Annotated in this window: 24 protein-coding genes and 1 tRNA gene; 17 read left to right on the top strand and 8 right to left on the bottom strand. The window is 65.2% G+C overall.

Annotation, left to right across the window (positions count from 1 at the left end; translation table 11 throughout):
* Nucleotides 1-2 precede the first annotated feature (2 nt).
* A complete protein-coding gene (locus tag L5876_RS03850) occupies nucleotides 3-434 on the bottom strand; it encodes a MucR family transcriptional regulator (RefSeq protein WP_236954779.1) in 432 nt (143 codons plus the stop codon).
* 220 nt (nucleotides 435-654) lie between these two features.
* Between L5876_RS03850 and glyA the strand changes: the two genes are divergently transcribed.
* From glyA to L5876_RS03900, 10 genes are all read left to right on the top strand, one after another.
* The gene (glyA, locus tag L5876_RS03855) at nucleotides 655-1953 is read left to right on the top strand and encodes a serine hydroxymethyltransferase (protein WP_236954781.1); all 1299 of its coding nucleotides are present in this window, start codon (nucleotides 655-657) and stop codon (nucleotides 1951-1953) included.
* Between the two features lie 11 nt (nucleotides 1954-1964).
* Nucleotides 1965-2453 carry a transcriptional regulator NrdR gene (gene nrdR, locus L5876_RS03860; protein ID WP_236954783.1) on the top strand — a complete coding sequence of 163 codons (489 nt, stop codon included), beginning with the start codon at nucleotides 1965-1967 and terminating at the stop codon, nucleotides 2451-2453.
* Nucleotides 2450-3118 carry a RibD family protein gene (locus L5876_RS03865; RefSeq protein ID WP_236954785.1) on the top strand — a complete coding sequence of 223 codons (669 nt, stop codon included), beginning with the start codon at nucleotides 2450-2452 and terminating at the stop codon, nucleotides 3116-3118. Before nrdR ends, L5876_RS03865 begins: the two co-directional genes overlap by 4 nt.
* Nucleotides 3119-3730 carry a riboflavin synthase gene (locus L5876_RS03870; protein ID WP_236954787.1) on the top strand — a complete coding sequence of 204 codons (612 nt, stop codon included), beginning with the start codon at nucleotides 3119-3121 and terminating at the stop codon, nucleotides 3728-3730.
* Nucleotides 3727-4857, top strand: coding sequence for a 3,4-dihydroxy-2-butanone-4-phosphate synthase (gene ribB, locus L5876_RS14810; RefSeq protein WP_236954789.1), 1131 nt, complete (start codon nucleotides 3727-3729; stop codon nucleotides 4855-4857). The genes L5876_RS03870 and ribB overlap by 4 nt, the downstream gene beginning before the upstream one ends.
* Complete coding sequence (gene ribH, locus L5876_RS03880) at nucleotides 4854-5279, top strand: 6,7-dimethyl-8-ribityllumazine synthase (protein WP_236954791.1); 426 nt, start codon at nucleotides 4854-4856, stop codon at nucleotides 5277-5279. The genes ribB and ribH overlap by 4 nt, the downstream gene beginning before the upstream one ends.
* The gene (nusB, locus tag L5876_RS03885; protein WP_236954793.1) at nucleotides 5272-5760 is read left to right on the top strand and encodes a transcription antitermination factor NusB; all 489 of its coding nucleotides are present in this window, start codon (nucleotides 5272-5274) and stop codon (nucleotides 5758-5760) included. Before ribH ends, nusB begins: the two co-directional genes overlap by 8 nt.
* A gap of 1 nt (nucleotide 5761) precedes the next feature.
* Nucleotides 5762-6739 carry a thiamine-phosphate kinase gene (thiL, locus tag L5876_RS03890; RefSeq protein WP_236954795.1) on the top strand — a complete coding sequence of 326 codons (978 nt, stop codon included), beginning with the start codon at nucleotides 5762-5764 and terminating at the stop codon, nucleotides 6737-6739.
* A gap of 38 nt (nucleotides 6740-6777) precedes the next feature.
* On the top strand, nucleotides 6778-7380 hold the full coding sequence (locus tag L5876_RS03895) for a hypothetical protein (protein WP_236954797.1): 603 nt from the start codon (nucleotides 6778-6780) through the stop codon (nucleotides 7378-7380).
* 179 nt (nucleotides 7381-7559) lie between these two features.
* The gene (locus tag L5876_RS03900; protein WP_236954799.1) at nucleotides 7560-9722 is read left to right on the top strand and encodes a sodium-translocating pyrophosphatase; all 2163 of its coding nucleotides are present in this window, start codon (nucleotides 7560-7562) and stop codon (nucleotides 9720-9722) included.
* A 131-nt stretch (nucleotides 9723-9853) separates the two neighbouring features.
* Here L5876_RS03900 and L5876_RS03905 read toward each other — a convergent pair whose 3' ends face one another.
* Complete coding sequence (locus L5876_RS03905) at nucleotides 9854-10345, bottom strand: outer membrane protein assembly factor BamE (RefSeq protein ID WP_236954800.1); 492 nt, start codon at nucleotides 10343-10345, stop codon at nucleotides 9854-9856.
* 100 nt (nucleotides 10346-10445) lie between these two features.
* Between L5876_RS03905 and L5876_RS03910 the strand changes: the two genes are divergently transcribed.
* From L5876_RS03910 to L5876_RS03935, 6 genes are all read left to right on the top strand, one after another.
* Nucleotides 10446-10994, top strand: a complete 549-nt coding sequence (locus L5876_RS03910) for a ubiquinol-cytochrome C chaperone family protein (protein WP_236954801.1) — start codon at nucleotides 10446-10448, stop codon at nucleotides 10992-10994.
* A gap of 79 nt (nucleotides 10995-11073) precedes the next feature.
* Complete coding sequence (gene plsX, locus L5876_RS03915; protein ID WP_236954802.1) at nucleotides 11074-12141, top strand: phosphate acyltransferase PlsX; 1068 nt, start codon at nucleotides 11074-11076, stop codon at nucleotides 12139-12141.
* Nucleotides 12138-13106, top strand: coding sequence for a beta-ketoacyl-ACP synthase III (locus L5876_RS03920; RefSeq protein WP_236954803.1), 969 nt, complete (start codon nucleotides 12138-12140; stop codon nucleotides 13104-13106). Before plsX ends, L5876_RS03920 begins: the two co-directional genes overlap by 4 nt.
* 72 nt (nucleotides 13107-13178) lie before the next feature.
* Nucleotides 13179-13487 carry an integration host factor subunit alpha gene (locus L5876_RS03925; RefSeq protein ID WP_039709905.1) on the top strand — a complete coding sequence of 103 codons (309 nt, stop codon included), beginning with the start codon at nucleotides 13179-13181 and terminating at the stop codon, nucleotides 13485-13487.
* A 4-nt stretch (nucleotides 13488-13491) separates the two neighbouring features.
* Complete coding sequence (locus tag L5876_RS03930; RefSeq protein ID WP_039709904.1) at nucleotides 13492-13929, top strand: MerR family transcriptional regulator; 438 nt, start codon at nucleotides 13492-13494, stop codon at nucleotides 13927-13929.
* 80 nt (nucleotides 13930-14009) lie between these two features.
* Nucleotides 14010-14086: transfer RNA gene (locus L5876_RS03935), tRNA-Pro, on the top strand.
* A 1-nt stretch (nucleotide 14087) separates the two neighbouring features.
* Here L5876_RS03935 and L5876_RS03940 read toward each other — a convergent pair.
* The 4 genes from L5876_RS03940 to L5876_RS03955 form a co-directional block, all read right to left on the bottom strand.
* Nucleotides 14088-14624, bottom strand: a complete 537-nt coding sequence (locus tag L5876_RS03940) for a paraquat-inducible protein A (RefSeq protein ID WP_236954804.1) — start codon at nucleotides 14622-14624, stop codon at nucleotides 14088-14090.
* Between the two features lie 72 nt (nucleotides 14625-14696).
* Nucleotides 14697-15398: a Rho family protein gene (locus L5876_RS03945; RefSeq protein ID WP_236954805.1), complete on the bottom strand. Its 702-nt coding sequence runs from the start codon at nucleotides 15396-15398 to the stop codon at nucleotides 14697-14699.
* A 50-nt stretch (nucleotides 15399-15448) separates the two neighbouring features.
* Nucleotides 15449-16573, bottom strand: a complete 1125-nt coding sequence (locus L5876_RS03950) for an acyl-CoA dehydrogenase family protein (RefSeq protein ID WP_236954806.1) — start codon at nucleotides 16571-16573, stop codon at nucleotides 15449-15451.
* A 29-nt stretch (nucleotides 16574-16602) separates the two neighbouring features.
* Nucleotides 16603-17787, bottom strand: a complete 1185-nt coding sequence (locus L5876_RS03955) for an acyl-CoA dehydrogenase family protein (protein WP_236954807.1) — start codon at nucleotides 17785-17787, stop codon at nucleotides 16603-16605.
* Nucleotides 17788-17937: 150 nt separating this feature from the next.
* On the opposite strand from L5876_RS03955, the gene L5876_RS03960 reads away from it, so the two are divergent.
* Entirely contained in the window at nucleotides 17938-18960 is a 1023-nt protein-coding gene (locus L5876_RS03960; protein ID WP_236954808.1) for a COX15/CtaA family protein, read from the top strand.
* On the opposite strand, the gene L5876_RS03965 is transcribed toward L5876_RS03960, so the two are convergent.
* Nucleotides 18957-20048 (bottom strand): hypothetical protein, encoded by a 1092-nt coding sequence (locus L5876_RS03965; RefSeq protein ID WP_236955039.1) that lies wholly within the window; start codon nucleotides 20046-20048, stop codon nucleotides 18957-18959. The genes L5876_RS03960 and L5876_RS03965 overlap by 4 nt on opposite strands.
* Nucleotides 19934-21349, bottom strand: coding sequence for an alkaline phosphatase PhoX (locus tag L5876_RS03970; RefSeq protein ID WP_236954809.1), 1416 nt, complete (start codon nucleotides 21347-21349; stop codon nucleotides 19934-19936). Before L5876_RS03970 ends, L5876_RS03965 begins: the two co-directional genes overlap by 115 nt.
* Nucleotides 21350-21351 lie beyond the last annotated feature (2 nt).

Here is a 21351-nt window from a genome sequence, read left to right on the forward strand (position 1 = left end):
GATTACTTCTTCTTGGCTGCCTTGCCGCCACGGCCGAGGCCGATCTGCTTGGCAAATTGCGAGCGGCGCTTGGAATAGTTCGGCGCGACCATCGGATAGTCGGCGGGCAGGCCCCACTTGCGGCGGTAATCTTCCGGCGACATATCGTATTGCGAGCGCAGATAGCGCTTCAGCATTTTCAGCTTCTTGCCGTCTTCCAGACAGATGATGAAGTCGTCCGTGACGGACTTCGAAACCGGAACGGCCGGCTTCTGCTTCACTTCCGGCTTCACGCCGGTGCCCGAAATATCATTCATCGTCGCATGAACATTGCGAATCAGTTCCGGCAGCGACTCAGACGGGATCGAATTGTTCGCAACAAAGGACGCGACGATGTCGGTCGTCATGCGCAGCAGTTCTTCGTTGTCGACGATGGGAGAGGTTTCTTCGGTCATCAATCTACCTGTTGTTTGAAACGGCTTCGAACTCGGCAAGAAAAGGCCTGACCGGGTGGTAGTCCTATGTAAAGAAGCTTTCAAGTCAATATTACGGTAAAATTTGTTCAAATGCACTTTGCGCGTGCAAAGGCTCGAGCGTTCGCGCCTGCGGGGCTCATGCGTTGCCAGCACGGCAGAGCATCCGTATCTAGGGGATGAAGGCGAAGGGAGTCACACGATGTCGGGTTCGAGCGGTCACACACAACAATTCTTCACGCAGTCTCTGGCGGAGCGCGATCCGGATCTGGCCCAGGCCATCCGGCAGGAGGTCCGCCGTCAGCAGGATCAGATCGAGCTGATCGCGTCGGAAAACATTGTGTCGCGCGCCGTACTGGAGGCGCAGGGTTCGCCTCTGACCAACAAGTATGCGGAGGGCTATCCCGGCAAGCGTTATTATGGCGGCTGCGAATTCGTGGACATTGCCGAGGAACTCGCCATTGATCGCGCGAAGCAATTGTTCGGTGCGGCCTATGCCAATGTGCAGCCCAATTCCGGCAGCCAAGCCAATCAGGGCGTGTTTCTGGCGCTGCTTCAGCCCGGCGACAAGATCCTCGGCATGAGTCTCGATGCCGGCGGTCACCTGACCCACGGCGCGAAGCCCAACATTTCCGGCAAGTGGTTCGAAGCCCATGCCTATGGCGTGCGCGAAGACAACGCGCTGATCGATTACGACAAGCTGCGCGAGCAGGCCAAAGAGGTTCAGCCGAAGATGATCATCGCGGGCGGCTCGGCCTATCCGCGCACAATCGACTTCGAGGCCTTCCGCTCGATCGCAGACGAGGTCGGGGCGTATCTCATGGTCGACATGGCGCATTTCGCCGGCCTGGTCGCCGGGGGCGTCTACCCCAATCCGCTGCCGCATGCCGACGTTGTGACGACAACCACGCACAAGACGCTGCGCGGTCCGCGCGGCGGCATGATCCTGTCGCGCGACGCCGATCTCGGGAAGAAGTTCAATTCCGCGATCTTCCCGGGCCTGCAGGGCGGTCCGCTCATGCATGTCATCGCCGGCAAGGCCGTGGCCTTCGGCGAGGCACTGAAGCCTGAGTTCAAGGCCTATGCGAAAGCCGTCGTCGAGAATTGCAAGGTGATGGCCGACGCGGTTCAGGCCGCGGGTTATGCGGTCGTTTCCGGCGGGACGGACAGCCATCTCGCGCTGATCGATCTGCGTCCGAAGTCGCTGACCGGTGATATCGGCGAGAAGGCGCTCGAGCGTGCGGGCATGACTTGCAACAAGAATGGCGTGCCGTTCGACCCGGAAAAGCCGACAGTTACTTCCGGTCTGCGTGTGGGTTCCCCGGCGGGAACGACGCGCGGCTTTGGCACGGATGAATTCCGTCAGATCGGCGAATGGATGGGCGAAGTGCTCGATGCGCTCGCCGCAAACCGGTCGGGCGACGCCGCGGTCGAAAAGCGCGTGCGCGAGGCTGTGACCGAGCTGACCGGTCGCTTCCCGATCTATCCCGAACTCGTCTGAGGAGACGCAATTTGCGCTGCCCCTTCTGTTCGCATGACGACACGCAGGTGAAGGACAGCCGCCCGGCCGAGGACGGTGCGGCGATCCGGCGGCGGCGGCAATGCCCGTCCTGCGGCGCGCGTTTCACCACGTTCGAACGGGTGCAGTTGCGTGAGCTGACCGTGCTGAAGAAGGGCGGGCGGCGTGCGCCCTTTGACCGGCACAAGCTGGAGCGTTCGGTCCAGCTGGCGGCGCAGAAGCGCAATATCGATCCCGAGCGGATCGAGCAGATGGTGTCCGGCATCGTCCGGCGCCTGGAAAGCCTCGGCGAGCCGGAAATCCCGTCGGAGAAGATCGGCGAGCTGGTCATGGACGCGCTCAAGAATCTCGATCCGGTGGCCTATGTCCGCTACGCCTCGGTCTATCGCGACTTCCGCGAGGTCGGCGATTTCAGCCAGTTCATCAGCGGCGAAAAATTGAGCCCGAAGGGCAAAACCGAAAAGCCGAAGGACGGCGAATGACGCGTCCGCGCGTCACGTTGAAGCTTGCCACATCGCTCGACGGCCGGATCGCGCTGACGAATGGCGCGTCGCAATGGATCACCGGGCCGGAGTCACGCGCCGAAGTCCATCGCCTGCGCGCCGAACACGACGCGGTCATGACCGGGATCGGCACCGTGCTGACGGACGATCCGCTGATGTCGGCCCGTATCGAGGGCGAGGAACCGGCCCAGCCCCGGCGAGTCGTGCTCGACACGCATCTGAAGATTTCGCCCGAAGCGCAGATACTGAACGATGCCGAAGGCGGTCCGGTCATGGTGTTCTGTGGCGGCAGCGTGCCGGTGCATCTGCGCGACCGCGTTGCGGCAAAGGCAAAGGTCGTCGCACTCAACCGCTATGACGGTCCGTCGATCAGCCTGAAATCCGTTCTGGAGCACCTGGCCAGAGAAGGCATCGAGACCGTGATGATCGAGGCGGGCGGCAAGATGGCCGGAGCGGCGATGCGCTCGGGACTCGTCGACCGGATCGAATGGTTTCGCGCGCCGATACTGCTTGGCGGGGATGCGCGCAGTGCGATCGACAGTCTCGGCCTTGAGCGTTTGGACGAAGCGCCCATCTTCTCCCGCAAATCCGTCACCGAATGCGGCGACGATCTCTGGGAATCCTACGAGCGGGCGGGCGATTGAATGTTCACGGGACTGGTCAGTGCGGTCGGCGAGATCGTTTCGGTCGAGGCGGGCGATGTTCACCGCTTCGCCGTGCGCAGCCCGTACGATGCCGCGGGCATCGAACTCGGCGCGTCGATCAGTCACGCCGGGGCCTGCCTGACGGTGACGTCCGTCAAAGCGAACGGCGAAGGCGCGATTCATACCGTCGAGGTTTCGCCGGAGACGTTGGCGCGCACGACGCTCGGGAGCTGGATGCAAGGCTCGAAGGTCAATCTCGAACGCTCGCTGAAAATGGGCGGCGAACTCGGCGGTCACCTTGTGACGGGCCATGTCGACGGGGTCGGCACGGTCCGTGCCTTCGCGCGTGAGGGCGAGTGGACAAGGATCGACATCGCGATGCCGGACGCGCTGGCACGTTTCATCGCCGAGAAGGGTTCGATTGCGGTCGATGGCGTGTCGCTGACGGTGAACACGGCGGGCGCTGAGACGTTCTCCGTGATGATCATTCCGCACACGGCGTCGGTGACGACGCTCGGCGCGCTGAAGGCCGGGGATGCGGTCAATCTGGAAGTCGACCTGATGGCGCGCTATGCCGCGCGCCTCGCGCAATTCGAAAAGGCCGCGAAGTGAGCCAGACCTCCGATACGCCGCTCTCGCCGATCGAGGACATCATCGAGGATGCCCGCAACGGGCGGATGTTCATCCTGGTCGATGCCGATGACCGTGAGAATGAGGGCGACCTGGTCATCCCGGCGCAGTTCGCGACCCCCGATGCGGTGAATTTCATGGCCAAGCACGGGCGCGGGCTGATCTGCCTGTCGCTGACCGGCGAGCGGGCGAACACGCTCGGTCTGAAGCTGATGAGCTCCGACAACCGTTCGCGCCACCAGACCGCCTTCACCGTCTCCATCGAGGCGCGCGAGGGGATCTCGACCGGGATATCCGCCCATGACCGCGCCCGGACGATCTCGGTCGCGACCGATCCCTCGAAGGGGGCGGACGACATCGTGTCCCCCGGCCACGTCTTCCCGCTGGTCGCGCGCGATGGCGGCGTGCTGGTCCGCGCGGGGCATACCGAAGCGGCGGTGGACGTGTCGCGCCTCGCGGGGCTCGGCCCGGCCGGCGTGATCTGCGAGATCATGAATGAAGACGGGACGATGGCGCGTATGCCGGATCTCGTCGCCTTCGCGCAGCTGCACGGGCTGAAGATCGGCACGATTGCCGACCTGATCGCCTATCGCCGCAAGCATGACCGCTTCATCGAGCGGCGGCTGGAAACCCCGTTCGAGAGCCGGTGGGGCGGGGCGTTCGATCTCGTCGTTTTCCGCAACACGATCGACGGCGCGGAGCATGTCGCGCTGGTCAAGGGCAAGCCGAGCGCCAAATCACCGACGCTGGTCCGGATGCACAAGGTCAGCTTCGCCGACGATGTGATCGGCGCGGCGGGTGACCGGTCCGGCCTGGTCGAAGAGGGTATCCGTGCGCTCACCGCGCATGACGGCCCGGCCGTGATGGTCTGCATCCGGGAAACCAATCCGAATGCGATCATCGAGCGGCTCGGCGCGGCCCCTGTCGAACCGACCTCACAGCGTGAGGAGCGCCGTCTGCGCGAATACGGAATCGGCGCGCAGATCCTGCTCGATCTGGGCGTGCGCGAGATGATCCTCCTGTCCACTGCACCACAGACGATTGTCGGCCTTGACGGTTACGGCCTGACGGTGAAGGAGGTGCGGGACATCCGCAGCGAGGCTTCATGAGACCCCGGATCCTGATCATCACCGCCGTTTTCTATCGCGAGGTGGCCGACGCCCTGACGAAGGGCGCGACCGAAGCGCTGGAGGACTGCGACGTCGACACCGCCGAAGTTCCGGGCGCGCTGGAACTGCCCGGGGCGATCACGATCGCCGCGTCGTCCGGCGCTGGCTATGATGGCTATGTCGCGCTCGGCTGCGTCATTCGCGGCGAGACCAGCCATTACGACTATGTCTGCGGCGAGTCCGCGCGCGGCCTGATGGAACTGTCCCTGATGGGCGTGCCGGTCGGGAACGGCATCCTGACGGTGGAGAACCGCGACCAGGCGATGGAACGCGCCGTGAAGCGCAACAAGGGCGCCGCGGCGGCGCATGCCGTCCTGTCGCTGATCGCGCTGCGCGACCGGTTCGAGGCAGCCAATGACTGATCGCAAGGAAACCGACAGCGAGGAACGTGCGCGCCTTCGCGCCGCGTCGCGGCTCGCAGCGGTCCAGGCGCTCTACCAGATGGATCTGTCCGGTCGCGGCGCGAAGGCCGTGGCCGAGGAATTCCTTGAAGTCCGGTTTCGCGAGGAAGGCGCCGAGCGTCCGATCGTGGAAGCGGACGAAGACCTGTTCTCCGACATCCTGTCCGGCGTCGTCGCAACGCAGGCCGAGATCGACGATGCGGTCAAGGGTGCGCTCGCCAAGGGCTGGACATTGCCGCGGCTCGACGCGACGGTGCGCGCGATCCTGCGCTGCGGCGCCTATGAGCTGATGAAGCGGCCGGACGTGCCGGCCCGCGTCGTGATCGACCAGTATGTCGATGTCGCGCACGCCTTCTTCGAAGGCCCTGAGCCGGGTTTCGTCAATGCGGCGCTCGACACCTGCGCGCGCAAGGTGCGCGGCGACGAGATGAAAGCGAAATAGCTTGAACGAGTTCGGCTTCATCCGGGACAGGCTGGCGGCGTTGAGCCGCGGTTTCCCGGGTGCGCTGGACCTGAAGGACGATGCGGCGCTTCTGTCGTGCGGACCGGACGAGGAGATCGTCCTGACCCAGGACATGCTCGTCGCCGGCGTACATTTCCTCGACACCGACCCGGCCCACCTCGTGGCGCGCAAGGCGCTCAGGGTGAACCTGTCCGATCTCGCCGCGATGGGCGCAATGCCGGTCGCTGTCATGGCGTCCGTGGCCTGGCCGCGCGACGGCGGCGAGGCGCTGCGCGAGGACTGGGTGCGGGGGCTGGCCGAGGACCTGAACGGCGCGGAACTGCCGCTGATCGGCGGCGACACCACTGTCACGCCCGGCCCGTGGACGATGACGATCACGGCGATCGGCAAGACGCCGAAGGGCCAGGCCCTGACACGGTCCGGCGCGAAGCCGGGCGACCTGATCTGCGTGACCGGCACGATCGGCGATGCCGGTCTGGGCCTCAGACTCCTGCAGGGCGAATTCGATCTGTCTGACGAGGCGCGGGACTACGTCGCGACGCGCTACCGGGTGCCGGCGCCGCGGCTCGAATTGGGGCTGTCGCTGCGGGGCAAGGCGACGGCCTGCATCGACGTGTCGGACGGGCTTCTGGCCGATGCCGGACATATCGCGGCGGCGAGCGGTGTGGGACTGACGCTCAATCTCGGGGATTTGCCGCGCTCCGATGCGACGGCGGAATGGCTTGGTGACCAGGGTGATCTCGATGCGGCTCTGATCACGCTCGCCAGCGCGGGCGATGACTACGAGCTGCTCTTCACCCTGCCACCGGACGCGTTCGACGCGGCCTATATGGCGGCGCTGCAGTCGGGGGTGCGGCTGACGCAGATCGGCGAGGTCACCGAGGGCGAGGGCGTGACGGCGCTCGGCATGACCGGCGAGACGCTTTCAATCGAATCGGCCGGCTTCACCCATTTTTGACCCCTTCATGCCTATGCTGCGCGCGGATGGAGGTGTTCATGCGCGTTTCGGTTATTGCATTGGCATTCGCTTCGGCAGTTTGTCTGTCTGCACCGGCCGTGGCCGGCGGCGGGGGAGGCGGTGGCGGCGGATCCGGTTCGGGCTCGAGCGCGGGTAACCGCATCCAGGCAAGCTTCACCATCGGTGAAGACGGCACGATCTCGACCGGTTCGGGCAATTCCGGTGGTCATGGCGCCCCGGCCGATGACGGGCATGGCGCTCCTGCCGACGATGGCCCTGGCGCGCCGTCGGGCGGGCATGGCGGTGAGGTTTCGAACGACAATCCGCGCATGATCGCCTTGCCCACGCTGGTCGTTCCACTCAGCCGCGACAATCACCTGACCGGATATGGCTTCGTGACGCTGCGCTTCGTCGTGGCCAGCGGGTTCGACCATTGGGACATTCGTGAGCACGCCCATTTCGCGCTCGACCGTCTGATCCGGGCCAGCCACCGCAACTCGATCGCGACCGCCGACGGTCTCAATATCGATCCGGTTCGCGCCGAAGAAGTCTGGCGCGAGGCGCTGGCGGAAGAATTCGGCGAGGGCGTGGTCGACACGCTGAGCTTCGAAGTGCCGGACATCCGCCGTATCGGGCGGTAGAAATTCCCGCAACTGACATTCCCCGAGCGGCCCGCCACGCCTTTTGTTGCGTGCTCCAAGGCCTTCGGCCATATTCCGGCCCTCTTTGGGAGGGGGTGCACTGATTCACATGTCGGTGCAGGACCGGGGAGGTGCCCTCTCTCATTCCTGAAGAACGAGCGGGGAGCATAGCTCAGGACATGACACTCATTCTGGTAATCGTCGCCGGACTGCTGGCCGTTGTTTACGGCATCTGGCAGAGCCGCGCGATCCTGTCGGCGAGCGCCGGCAACGACAAGATGAAAGAGATCGCCGCGGCGATCCAGGAAGGCGCCAACGCCTATCTGAAGCGCCAGTACATGACGATCGGCATCGTGGGTGCCGTGATCTTCGTCATCGTCTTCCTGCTTCTGGGCTGGCAGGTGGCACTCGGCTTCCTGATCGGTGCGGTGCTGTCCGGCGCGGCCGGCTTCATCGGCATGCTGATCTCAGTGCGCGCCAATGTCCGCACGACCGAGGCGGCCTCGAAGTCGCTGGCCGGCGGCCTGTCGATGGCGTTCCGGTCCGGTGCCGTCACGGGCATGCTCGTGGCCGGTCTCGCGCTTCTGGGCGTCGCGGTCTACTACTATCTCCTGACCAATGTGCTGCCGGTTCCGACCGAGCGCACGGTGATCGACGCGCTCGTCGCCCTCGGCTTCGGTGCCTCGCTGATCTCCATCTTCGCCCGTCTCGGCGGCGGCATCTTCACCAAGGGTGCGGATGTCGGCGGCGACATGGTCGGCAAGGTGGAAGCCGGCATCCCGGAAGACGATCCCCGCAATGCCGCGACCATCGCGGACAATGTCGGCGACAATGTCGGCGACTGCGCCGGCATGGCGGCCGACCTGTTCGAAACCTATGCCGTGACCATCGTCGCGACGATGGTGCTGGCCTCGATCTTCTTCACCGGTGGTGAGGCGACGGCGATGATGCTGCTGCCGCTGGCGATCGGCGGGGTCTGCATCGTGACCTCGATCATCGGCACCTTCTTCGTGAAGCTCGGCAAGTCGAACAACATCATGAATGCCCTCTACAAGGGCTTCGTGGTCTCGGCGGTGCTGTCGCTGTTCGCGATCGGCGGGCTGATCTATCAGACGGTCGGCTTCGACACCGTGTTCACGACCGGTGCCGGTCTCGAAATCACCGGCATGGAACTCTTCCTGTGCGGCGTGATCGGTCTGGTCGTCACCGGCCTGATCATCTGGATCACCGAATACTATACCGGCGTCAGCGCGCGTCCGGTCCGTTCGGTGGCCCAGGCCTCTGTCTCCGGTCACGGCACGAACGTGATCCAGGGTCTGGCCGTGTCGCTCGAAGCGACCGCGCTGCCGGCGCTCGTGATCATCGCGGGCATCATCACCACCTATGTGCTGGCAGGCCTGTTCGGCATCGCCATCGCGGTGACGACGATGCTGGCGCTGGCGGGCATGGTCGTCGCGCTCGACGCCTTTGGTCCGGTCACCGACAATGCCGGCGGCATCGCCGAAATGGCGGGTCTGCCGGAAGAGGTCCGGAACACGACCGACGCGCTCGACGCGGTGGGCAACACCACGAAGGCCGTCACCAAGGGCTATGCCATCGGTTCGGCGGGCCTCGGCGCGCTGGTGCTGTTCGCAGCCTATACGGCCGATATCGAGCACTTCATCGACACGGCGGCCGCCGGAAGCTTCTTCTCCGGCCTGACCTATGGCGGCACGGAAGTCGCGGCGAATGTCGTGAACTTCTCGCTGTCCAACCCGTATGTCGTCGTCGGCCTTCTGTTCGGCGGTCTTCTGCCCTTTCTGTTCGGCGGCATGTCGATGATGGCGGTGGGCCGCGCGGCCCAGTCGGTCGTGGTCGAGGTGCGCCGTCAGTTCCGCGAAATCCCGGGCATCATGGATTTCACGGCCAAGCCTGACTACGGCAAGGCGGTGGACCTGCTGACCAAGGCAGCGATCCGGGAAATGATCGTTCCGTCGCTGTTGCCGGTGCTGTCGCCGATCGTGCTGTTCGTCGTGATCATGCTGATCGCTGGCGTCGGCCCGGCCCTGTCGGCCGTCGGCGCGATGCTGCTCGGCGTGATCGTCACCGGCCTGTTCGTCGCCATCTCGATGACGTCGGGCGGCGGTGCCTGGGACAATGCCAAGAAGGCGATCGAGGACGGTTTCACCGACTCCGACGGCGTCCTTCACGAGAAGGGTTCCGATGCCCACAAGGCGGCGGTGACCGGTGATACGGTCGGCGATCCCTACAAGGATACGGCCGGCCCGGCGGTGAACCCGATGATCAAGATCACGAATATCGTGGCCCTGCTCATGCTGGCGGTTCTGGCCAATTTCGCCTGATCCGGCGTCCAGCCGAAACGAGAAAGCCCCGGCCTTGCGCCGGGGCTTTTTTGTTGGCGTCATCGGATGCGCAAAAAGAAAAGGCCCCGGGACCATGCCGGGGCCTGATCATCCTGAAAGAAACGCTTCGACTAGTCGTCGCGGCGGGGACCGCCAGCGCCGCCCGGCAGGTTCTCTTCGCCCGTGAAGGAGCCGGCCGGCAGACGGCCGATATTGCCGAGGACCTGTTCCAGGAAGGTCAGCTCGCGGCCGCGGGTCGGGGTTTCGCGGCGTACCAGATTGACCCGGCGGCCATCGTCCAGACCGTATTCCTCGACCGCCGTCACCATGCCGGCATCATCGAACTCGACGGCCAGGATACGGCGCTCGCGCGTTTGCGGCAGCTGATAGGCCAGCGTCTCGCGCGTGGTGGAGATGTAATACCAGGTGTCGTCCTCGAAGACGCCGACGGTGGACGGGTTGCCGAGACGCGACAACAGGCTCGACTGGGTGTCCTGACCGGGCGTGATGACCGGCGTTTCGCCATTCACATAGGCATAGCCATGGTTGCGAAGCGTCGGCGTGCAGGCGGCGAGACCGGCGGCACACAAGGCGATCGCGGCGGCAAAACGGGTACGGGTCATACGAACTTGTCCTGTCTTCGGGGCACGCGGTGTGTCCGCGCGTTGACCTAGCCGGGCGCGACCTTAGCTTCAAGTCCCGCGATTGAGGAGAGGGGGCTGCATGTTCGGCTCACTGAAACGCCGGAAGGCCCAGAAGGAACGCGCCGAGGCGCTGTATTGGGCCTGTGTCGAACAGGCGAGAACGCCCGCTTTCTATACCGACTTCGGTGTTCCCGACACGCTCGACGGCCGGTTCGAACTGATCACGCTGCATGCCGGCCTGCTGATCCGCCGGCTCAATGCGGAGGGCGAGACCGGCAAGGCCGTGGCGCAGGACGTGTTCGACGCCATGTTCCGCGAGCTTGATTCGGCCTTGCGCGAGATGGCGGTCGGCGACATGAGCGTCGGCAAGAAGATCAAGGCGATGGGCGAAGCCTTCTACGGCCGCATGAAGGCCTATGATGACGGGCTGAGCGCCGGCGACCCGCGCCAGCTGGACGCGGCCTTCGCGCGCAATCTGCTGGGCGAGGATGTCAGCGAGGCCGAGGCCCGGCCGCTGTCGGACTATGCCATCGCCGTGCAGGCCTCATTGGCGGGTCAGGACGGCGAGACATTGATGTTTGGAGGACGTCCCCAGTTCGCTGCCGTTCCGGTGCGGGCGGGCGCTTGAATCCGGTCTCTCTTCGGCTAAGGTCCGCGCGACGCCGGGGCCGATGCCTCGCCACACCGTCAACAGCCGGACCTTCCCTATGAGCCAGCCTCTAATCGTATCCGTGGATGCCATGGGCGGCGATCATGGGCCGGGTATTGCCATCGAAGCCGTCGACATCGCGCTGAAGAAGCGTCCGGGCGTTAACGCCCGCTTCCTCGTGCATGGCGACGAGGCGCAGCTGAAACCCTTCCTGGACAAAGTGAGCGACCGCGCCCGTGCCGCGATCGAGATCCGCCACACCGACAGTGTCGTGCGCATGACCGACAAGCCGAGCGAGGCGGTCCGCCGGGCGCGCGGTTCATCGATGTGGAATGCCATCATGGCGGTGCGCGACGGCGAGGCGAGCATCGCCGTCTCCTGCGGCAATACCGGCGCGCTGATGGCAATCTCCAAAGTTGTCCTGCGGATGAAGAAGGGCGTGCATCGCCCGGCGATCGCGGCCAGCTGGCCGACGGTGCGCGGACATACCGTCGTGCTCGACGTCGGCGCGAACGTGGAATGCGGACCCGCGCAGCTCGTCGAGTTCGCAATCATGGGAGAGGCCTTTCACCGCGCCGTCCACGGTTCGACCGAACCGACGGTGGGTCTCCTCAATGTCGGCCAGGAAGAGCTCAAGGGAAATGATACCGTGCGCGAGGCCGACCGGCTGGTGCGCGCCGCCAATCTCGATCTCAACTATCAGGGTTTCGTCGAAGGCGACGATATCTCGCTCGGCCGCACCGATGTCGTCGTAACCGACGGATTCAGTGGCAATATCGCCCTCAAGACGGCTGAAGGCACGGCAAAGCTCGTCGCGGCCTGGATGCGGGAATCCTTCACCAGTTCGATGCTGGCCAAGCTGGGCGCGGCCTACATGAATGCTGTCGGAGCGCTCGATCTGCTGCGCGACCGGATGGATCCGCGGAAGATCAATGCCGGCGTCCTCCTGGGCCTCAATGGCATGGTGGTTAAGAGTCATGGCGGCGCCGACGAGGTCGGGTTCGCGACGGCACTGTGCACGGGGCTGGACCTCGCGCCCTCGACCTTTACCAGCGAGATCGAAAAAAATCTGGCGCGCCTGGCGCGCACCGAAGCCGCCGAAATGGAGGCAGAGCCTCAATCGTGACCGAAGTCGTCACCCGCATTGCCGGGTCGGGCAGTTTCCTGCCCGGCCGGGTGCTCACCAATGACGAACTGGCCGAACGCGTCGACACGAGCGATGCCTGGATCCGTGAGCGGACGGGGATAAGGCAGCGTCATATCGCGTCCGAGGGTGAGACCACCGCCTCCCTCGGGGAAGCGGCGGCGCGCCGCGCCCTCGACGATGCCGGGCTGACGCCGGCGGATATCGATCTCGTTGTCGTCGCGACAACCACGCCCGATCTGGTGTTCCCCTCGACGGCGACGCTGATCCAGGCCCGGCTCGGGATGGAGCAGGGCGCGGCCTTTGATATTCAGGCCGTATGTTCCGGCTTCGTCTATGCGCTCTCGGTCACCGACGCGCTCCTGCGCACCGGTCAGTACAAGCGTGCCTTGCTGATCGGCGCGGAGACGATGTCGCGCATCCTCAACTGGGATGACCGCGCGACCTGCGTGTTGTTCGGCGACGGGGCCGGAGCCTGGGTGCTCGAAGCGTGCGAAGGTGGCTCGGGAGAGGGTGTACTGGGCTGTTATCTGCGCAGCGACGGCCGGCTGAAGGACTTGCTGCACACGTCGGGTGGCCCGTCGGCGACGCAGAGTTCCGGTCATCTCATCATGCAGGGCAACGCCGTCTTCAAGCATGCTGTCGTCAACATTTCCGAAGCCATGACGACACTTATGGCGAAGCACGGTTTTACCGGCGACGATGTCGACTGGTTCGTGCCGCACCAGGCCAATCAACGCATTCTGGAGGCCGTGGCCAAGAGACTCGGGATCGCTCCGGGAAAAGTTGTCTCCACGGTGGCCGAACACGGGAATACTTCCGCCGCATCCGTGCCTCTGGCGTTTGATGTTGCGGTGAAGGATGGGCGCATCCGGCGCGGTCACCTCTGCCTTCTGGAGGCCCTCGGAGGCGGGCTTACATGGGGTTCGGCCCTTGTAAGATACTGATCTTGACCGCATGGTGCGTTGACGAGTGCGGGCAGCGAGCGCTAGCCTGCCTTCTTCTGCCGGGGGAATGATATGGCGGGTAAAACCCTGACGCGAGCCGATCTTGCCGAAGCTGTCCACCGGGATGTCGGGCTGACCCGGCAGGAATCGGCGGACATGGTCCAGGCCGTTTTCCAGACTCTTTCAGATACGCTGGCCGGGGGCGACTCGGTCAAACTCTCGTCCTTCGGGTCGTTCCAGTTGCGCGACAAGACCGGCCGGGTGGGCCGCAATCCGAAGACGGGCGAGGAAGTTCCGATCGATCCGCGCCGGGTGCTGGTGTTCAAGCCGTCGCAAGTCCTGAAGGACCAGATCGACAAGGCGTTGTCGAAGAAGAGCTGAGCGTATGATCACGGACAAGGGTCCGGACGCCTATCGCACGATCAGCGAGGCGGCCGAGGAACTCGATCTGCCCGCACACGTCCTTCGTTTCTGGGAAGGCAAGTTTCCGCAATTGCGCCCGGTCAAGCGCGCTGGCGGCCGGCGCTTCTACCGCCCCGGCGACATCGCGCTGCTGCGCGGGCTCAAAGCGCTGCTCTACGAAGACGGCTACACGATCAAGGGGGCGCAGAAATTCCTGCGCGAGAACGGCGCCGCCTCGGCCACGGCGCGCGGCGAAGAGGGCGTCCAGCGCCCCGTCCCGAAGCCGATTGCCGAGCAATATGTCCAGCGCCGCGAAGCCGCCGCTGCGACGGGGGATCGTGGCCCGGACATGATTGCGCGGCTTGAAGCCGCCAAGGCGAAACTCGACGCTGCAATCGCCGCCAGCCGCGCGGCTGGCTAGGTGCCGTCAAGCATGGTTGCGGGCGTCGGCGAGCGCCCCTATAAGCGGCTTCCCCAACGGCGCGGTCGCGCCGGAAATGTCGGAGCGTAGCGCAGCCCGGTAGCGCACTTGTCTGGGGGACAAGGGGTCGTGGGTTCGAATCCCGCCGCTCCGACCATTTACCCTTCAATCGCGAGTTTTCGGTGCGCGGCTGCGATGCGGCCGGATGCCAGCATCAGCATGAGCGCGGCGAAGGTGAAGAACCAGATGCCCGGCTGTTCGCCGAGGCTCGAAAGCCCGCCGCGTCCGATCGTGAAGACAAAGAGGGCGGCGATCAGCACGTCCATCATCGTCCACTTGCCCAGCATCTCGATCCAGTAAACCGCTCGGTGCGAAACGAGACGCGCCGGTGCGGCATGGAGCCAGGTCAACGCGAACAGTTTCGCGACCGGGAAGATCATCGAGAAGACGATGACCGTTGCGGCAAGGAGGTAGCTGCGGCCATCGACGAGGGACTGCGCCACGTCGAACAGGGAATAGGCTTCGCGGAAAAAGACGAGCCGCTGTGCTTCCAGCATGGGCAGCCAGATGCCGAGCGGGAGCGTGATCGCGGCCAGGATCAGCGCGGCACGGGCAAGTGCCCCGCCGGCCCCGTGGGGGTCACGCTGTGCTACCGCCGAATGGGAGGGAATCTCCGCCTGAATCGTCCTGTCCATGCTGGGATGGGGCCGTTCAAATCGGGCGATTCATGGGCGAAATTCGCTCGCGGCGCGAATTTTCGGCGGAGACTAGTTACCGCCGCGGGGCCGCGGCGGCAGCGTCCTGGGTTCGGGCCGTATGGGCCGCATGCCGCCGACCATCGGGCTGCGGCGGCCGGGGACCGTGCGTGTGGCCAGCGCGGCATCCAGCATCGTGTCGAACGTGCCCGGAAGACCGACTGCCGTCAGCGCCGAATTCTCGCAGTACGCCGCCGCGCCGATGGCGGAGGCGAGGGCTTCGCCTTCGGCGGTCGAGACCGGATCGGACAGTGCGGCGTACGTGTTCGTGCGCAGGTCGGTCTTCAGGCCGATCAGGATGATCGGAGCATCGGGAAGCGTTGTGCGGATTTCCGGAACCCAGACCGTCGAGACGTCTTCGAAGCTCCGCCGGCTGTTCACAGCGAAACACAGTCCGGCAACATCGCTGCCGGCATAGCTGAGCGGGCGCAACCGGGCATATTCAGACGAACCCGGCGTGTCCCTGAGCTGCATTTCCTGAATGCCGTCCGCGCGCCGGACATTGGCCTGGTAATTGTCGAACACGCTCGGGACGTATTCGCCGGGAAAGACGTTGGTCGTGTAGGAGATCAGCAGGGCGGTCTTGCCGACGGACGAACTGCCGGCAAACACCATGCTGACCGGAGCCGAGGTGGTACGGGCCCGCGCCCCGGCGGACAGGGTCAGTGTCAGCGCCGTTCCGCCAAGCGCCGTGAGAAGGTTCCGCCGGTTCATGCTGCCCCCCAGGGACTGAACGGCGGAACCCTATCACGGTTCTGCAGCGATCAATATCCGCTCGTGGCCGCGACCTTTTCGGCGTGGAACCGGTCGTCGCCCATGAATTCGCCGGCGGCGCGGGAGCGCTTGAAGAAGAAGCCGATCTCGTGCTCGTCGGTCATGCCGATGCCGCCATGCATCTGGATGGCTTCGCCGGTGACGTGGCGCGAGACTTCGGTCGCCTTGGCCTTGGCCGCAGCGATCCAGAGCGGAGCCTGGGACGGGTTCTCGTCGAGCGTGCGCAGCGCCTTCATCACGAGGGAGTGCGCCAGTTCGATCTCACCCAGCATGTGCGCGGCGCGGTGCTGCAGGCCCTGGAAGCTGCCGATCGGCTGGCCGAACTGGGTGCGGTCCTTCAGGTAGGAAAGGGTGCGGTCAAAGGCTTCCTCCGCCGTGCCGAGTTGTTCGGCCGCAAGGCAGGCGCGGCCGACATCGAGCACGTGTTCGAAGGTCGCCTGACCATCCGCACCTCCCGAAAGCATGGCGTCGCCGTCGAGCTTCACATCCTTGAAGTCGATGTCGGCCGGGACATGGCTGTCGACCGTGCGGCGCATCGTTTTCGTGACGCCGTCCGCCTTCGGGTCGACGAGGAAGAAGCCGAGGCTGTCATCTTCGAGGCGCGCGGCGACGATCAGCATGTCGGCCCCATTGCCACAGGCGACGAAGCGCTTCGAGCCATTGAGGCGGAAGCCGTTGCCATCCTTGGTCGCGCGTGTGTCGATCGTGCCGGGATCGTGGCGGGCCTTTTCGTCAAAGGCGAAGGCGTAGACCGCTTCACCGCCGGCGATCTTCGGCAGGTGTTCCCCCTTCTGCGCATCCGATCCGGCGAGACGCAGCAGCGTCGCCGACAGGATGGCCGACGGGATGAAGGGCGTGGCCGCCAGGGTGCGGCCCATTTCACGCAGCAGCACGCCTGCGGCGGTGAAGCCCATGTCGACACCGCCGAAGTCTTCCTCGATGACGATGCCGTTCCAGCCCATTTCGGCCATGCCGCGCCATACCGCATGCCGGAATCCGTCCTTGCAGCCTTCGTCGCGCAGGCGGCGAAGCTCGGAGACGGGCGACTTGGCGGCGAGGAAATCCTTCGCGGAGTCCCGCAGCATCTGTTCTTCTTCGGTGAGTACGAAGCTCATGGATCAATTCCGTGTCTTGATGCGGCCGCTCAGGCGCCCGGCAGGTTGAGGACGCGCTTGGCGAGGATGTTCAGCTGGATTTCGGACGTGCCGCCTTCGATCGAGTTGGCGCGCGAGCGCAGCCAGTCGCGGGCCGGGCCGCCGTCGGACGGGTCCGGTCCTTCCCAGAGCAGGCCGTCCGCGCCCATCGCCGACAGGTTCAGCTCGTGCCGCCGCTTGTTCAGCTCGGTGCCGATATATTTCAGCATCGACGCACGGGCGCCCACGCCCTGGCCGGCATCGCTTTCGTCCTTCACGCGGCGCATGGTGGCTTCAAACGCCAGCGCGTCGATGGTCAGACGCGCGACGTCCGCGCGCAGCATCGGGTCGGCAATGCGGCCCTTCTCGTCCACTTCGCCGGACTTGTGCGCTGCCCCGACGGGGTTGAGCCCGCCCGACATGCCACCAGCGCCGACGATATTCGTGCGCTCGTGCGACAGCAGATACTTGGCGATGTCCCAGCCCTTGCCGGCGGTGCCGATGAGGTTCGCCTTCGGGACTTTCACCTCGTCGAAGAAGGTCTCGCAGAAGGGCGATTTGCCGGAGATCAGCTTGATCGGCTTGGTCGTGACGCCGTCCGAGTCCATGTCGATGAGCAGGAAGGAAATGCCCTCATGCTTCGGCTTGTCCGGTTCGGTGCGGACGAGGGCGAAGATCCAGTCAGCCTTGTCGGCATAGCTGGTCCAGACCTTCTGGCCGGTCACTTCGTAGTGGTCGCCCTTGTCGACGCCCTTGGTGCGCAGCGAGGCGAGGTCGGAGCCAGCGCCCGGTTCGGAATAGCCCTGGCACCAGCGGATCTCGCCGCGGGTGATCTGCGGCAGGTAGTGCCGTTTCTGTTCCTCGGAACCGTATTTCAGAAGCGCCGGTCCGAGCATCCAGATGCCGAAGGAGGTGAGGGGATCGCGCGCATTGATCGCCTTCATCTCTTCCTTGAGGATCTGGGCTTCCTCGCTCGACAGCCCGCCGCCGCCGTATTCGACCGGCCATTGCGGCGCGGTCCAGCCCTTCGCGGCCATGCGGTCCAGCCAGAGTTTCTGGTCGTCATTGGCGAATTCGAACTTCTTGCCGCCCCAGCAGACGTCTTTCTCGTCCTTCATGGGCTGGCGCATGCTGGCGGGGCAGTTCGCCTCCAGCCAGTCGCGGGTTTCCTTGCGGAAGGATTCCAGATTGCTCATGTCTCTCCCCGAACAAACTCTTTGTTCGAAACATTAGCGCACTCGGCGCGCTTGGCGAGAGGGGGAAGGCGGTGCGGCGCATCGGCGCGGGCGTCTTGCTTTCCGGGGTGCGTGGGGTAAGTCCGCCTCGAAGGCGCAGAGGACAGACGCATGACAACCGCCCCGGAAACCAGCAAGGCCGTGTCGAACTGGCTGATCGTGGTCGCGATCATGGTCATCGCGATGATCCTTGTCGGCGGGGCGACGCGCCTGACCGATAGCGGCCTGTCCATTACTGAATGGCGGCCCGTCACCGGTGTTGTGCCGCCGCTGACGCATGAGGGGTGGCTCGAGGAGTTCGAGAAATACCGGTCGAGCTCGGAATACCAGCTCCAGAACGCCGGCATGACGCTCGGCGAATTCGAATTCATCTACTGGTGGGAATGGGGGCACCGCTTCCTCGGCCGCGCGATCGGCCTCGTCTTCGCCGTGCCGCTGATCTTCTTCTGGGTGCGGGGCATGATCCCCGCCGGCATGAAGCCGAAGCTGGTTGGCCTGCTTGCGCTTGGCGGCCTTCAGGGCTTTGTAGGCTGGTGGATGGTCGCGAGCGGTCTCGTCGACCGGGTTGACGTCAGCCAGTACCGGCTGGCCGCGCACCTCTCACTGGCCTTCGTGATCCTCGGGGTGACACTCTGGCTCGCCCTGTCGGCGCGGTTCGGAACCGCGTCCGGCAAGGCCGGGCGGCTGACGCCGCTGGCACTCGTCTTCTGGGGGGCGGTGATGGTTCAGATCGCGCTTGGCGCCTTCGTGGCGGGGCTCGATGCCGGACGGATCTACACGACATGGCCGGGCATGGAAGGGCGGATCATCCCGGATGGCTATCTGGCCGGTCTGCCCTGGTATCAGGCGATCTTCGAGAGCCACGCCGCGGTTCAGTTCCATCATCGCTGGATGGGCTATTTCGTTGGTGTATTCGCTTTCGTTGCGGCCTTCCTGTTCTGGAAGACCGGTGACCGGAAGCTGAAAGGCCTGTCGCACGGCATAGCGGCGATGGTCGTGATCCAGATCGCGCTCGGCATCGTGACGCTGGTCCACGCTGCGCCACTCTCGCTGTCGCTCATCCACCAGTTCGGCGCAGTCGTCCTGTTCCTGCTCGCGGGAAGCGCGGCGTGGAGTGCGCGGCGCGCGGTCTAGCCGCCAAGGCTGTCGGGTCCGGCGTTCGGCGACAGGGCGCGGGCAAAGGTCTCCCGCGCAATGAAGCGGATGCGATCGTCCGTGCCGTCGACCACTGCGACAATGCCCGACTGGTAGGCGGTACCGCCGTAGGATTCGGTGGTCATCGCGACAAAGGCCGGATCCTCGACGCCTGGAGTGGACATGCCGTCGACGATCTGAAGATTCTGCAGGACGGACAGGTCGCGGCCATCAAGGAGGGCGAGACCGCCGGTGGTGCCGCCCGTCGCAATCACGACGGGGCGCCCGAGCAGGATGCCGGCCGACAGGCTCTGCGCGCTTGGCGCGCCGCGTGCCTCGACCGCGCCGGATGCATTGATCCGGGTCACCGACAGGGTCGGACCCGCCACGTAAAGCTCGTCCTGGAAGCTGGCACAGGTGCGTGCAGGCGCGGGCAGGGCATAGCTGCCGGTCTGTTCCGCACCGATCAGATCGCCGCCGGTGTCACGGATGCGCCAGGTCGTGACGCGCGCTTCGCGGCCGAGCACGGCGATATCGAGATGACCCGGAGCTTCGTCGATGAAGCAGACGGCAGATGCGCCGCCTTCCGGCTCGATCGGGGCGAGCGGGGCTTCGATCGCCGTCGGTTCGGAACGCACGAGCACATAGCCGCGCACCGTGCCCGACGACCCATCGACGCCGACGATCAGCGGCAAGCTTTCGCCGCGCAGGGCGAAGCCGGGAGAGACCGCCAGCGAGTTCAGGCGCGGACCGGTGACGCGCTCCAGCGCTTCCCCGTCGACATTGAAGATGTCGAGCCCGCCATCCAGCGGGGCGGCAACGATCAGACCGGCCCAGGGCGTTTCGGCGTTCGGCACGAAGGCCACGGCACCCGAACCGCCGTTCACTGCATCCATCGCCGCGGTGACCGTCACGTCTACCGCGTTGATATCCTGTTCGGGTTCGTCGCCCGTTTCGCCCGGGTCGCAGGCCGTCAGGCCGAGCGCGGCTCCGAGGAGCGCCGCTGCCAGGGCCCGCGGATGGCGAAAGTTCTCGAAGGACTGGATTGCACGTTCAGGAAAAGCACCGAACCGTCGGGAGAAAAGCATGGACCGCAAAACTCGCTGTAGCTGACCTCGTCGCCTTCATCGGACGGGACCGCGAAGGCATTGCGCGCAATCGTATAGATGCGTCCTTCCGGCGTCACGCCGCGAATGTACTGCTCGGACGGGCCGTCCTCTGCGACGATCAGGTCGCCCCAGGGGGCGATGGTGATGTTGTCGCAATATTCCAGAAGGCTGGTGTCGGTGCTTTCCACGAAGAGCTGGATGCGCCCGCCATTCTCGTCATGGACGTAGCGGAAGATCTGCCCGGAACGCAGTGCGCCGCCATCCGTGCAGGTGAAGTAGACTTCGCCCTGGCCGAACCAGCAGCCTTCGCCGCGGGTGAATTGCGCCGCGCCGCGCGCGATGTGCCGCAAGGCGATGTCATCGTCCGGATTGTCGATGCCGACAAGGTCGATCCACTCGGTCTCGAGCCATTCGCCTGGCGTGAAATCCTGCGCCGACCAGTTGCGCGTGTCGAAGCCGGGGCGACCGCGAATGGCGAGCGCCTGCAGACGGCCGCCGCGCCAGAGCTGGCCCGGCACATCCGGGATGAAGCGGTAGAAGAGGGCGTTGTCGTATTCGTCCTCGGTCAGATAGACGATGCCGGATTCCGGATCGACCGCCGCGGCTTCGTGCCGGAAGCGCCCGAGCCCGCGCAGCGGGATCGCCGCGACCAGTTCGTCGGCATCGGCGGGCACTTCGAACACATAGCCATGGTCGCGGCGGGCGGTTTCCCCGGCGCGGACCGTGGTTTCCTCGCAGGTCAGCCACGTGCCCCACGGGGTCGGGCCGCCGGCGCAATTGTCATAGGTGCCGCCGAGCGAGAGGAATTGGCGTTCGATCTCCAGCGTTTCGGGATCGAGGATCAACGTTGTCGTGCCGCCATGGTGCGGTGTGCCGTCCGGCGCGACGTCGTAAAGCTTGCCCGTATCGACGCCGTCCAAGCGCGCATTGTCCGGGCCGAAGGGCGAGCGGTCCTGCTGGGTAAAGCGCAGCTCGTGATTGCGGATGAGGGCGATCCGGCCGTCCTCGCGTTCGAACGCCGCCATGCCGTCGAAATCGCCGGGGGTGAGGAGGCCGTCGGACATCTCCTCTCCCTCGGTGGAGATCACCTGGTAGGAGAAGCCGCGCGGCAGATCGAGCAGGCCGTCCGGGTCGCGATAGAGCGGGCCGAAACCTTCGAGTTCCGCGCCGACGCCTTCGAGCGGTTCGCGGCGGCTGCATCCCGACAGGGCCAGAAGGCCGGCAAAGGCGGTGGTCGTGGCGGCGGAAGTCCGCAGGAAATTACGGCGCGACAGCTTCATCT

The sequence above is a fragment of the Hyphobacterium sp. SN044 genome, from assembly GCF_021864465.1.
GTDB lineage: Bacteria > Pseudomonadota > Alphaproteobacteria > Caulobacterales > Maricaulaceae > Hyphobacterium.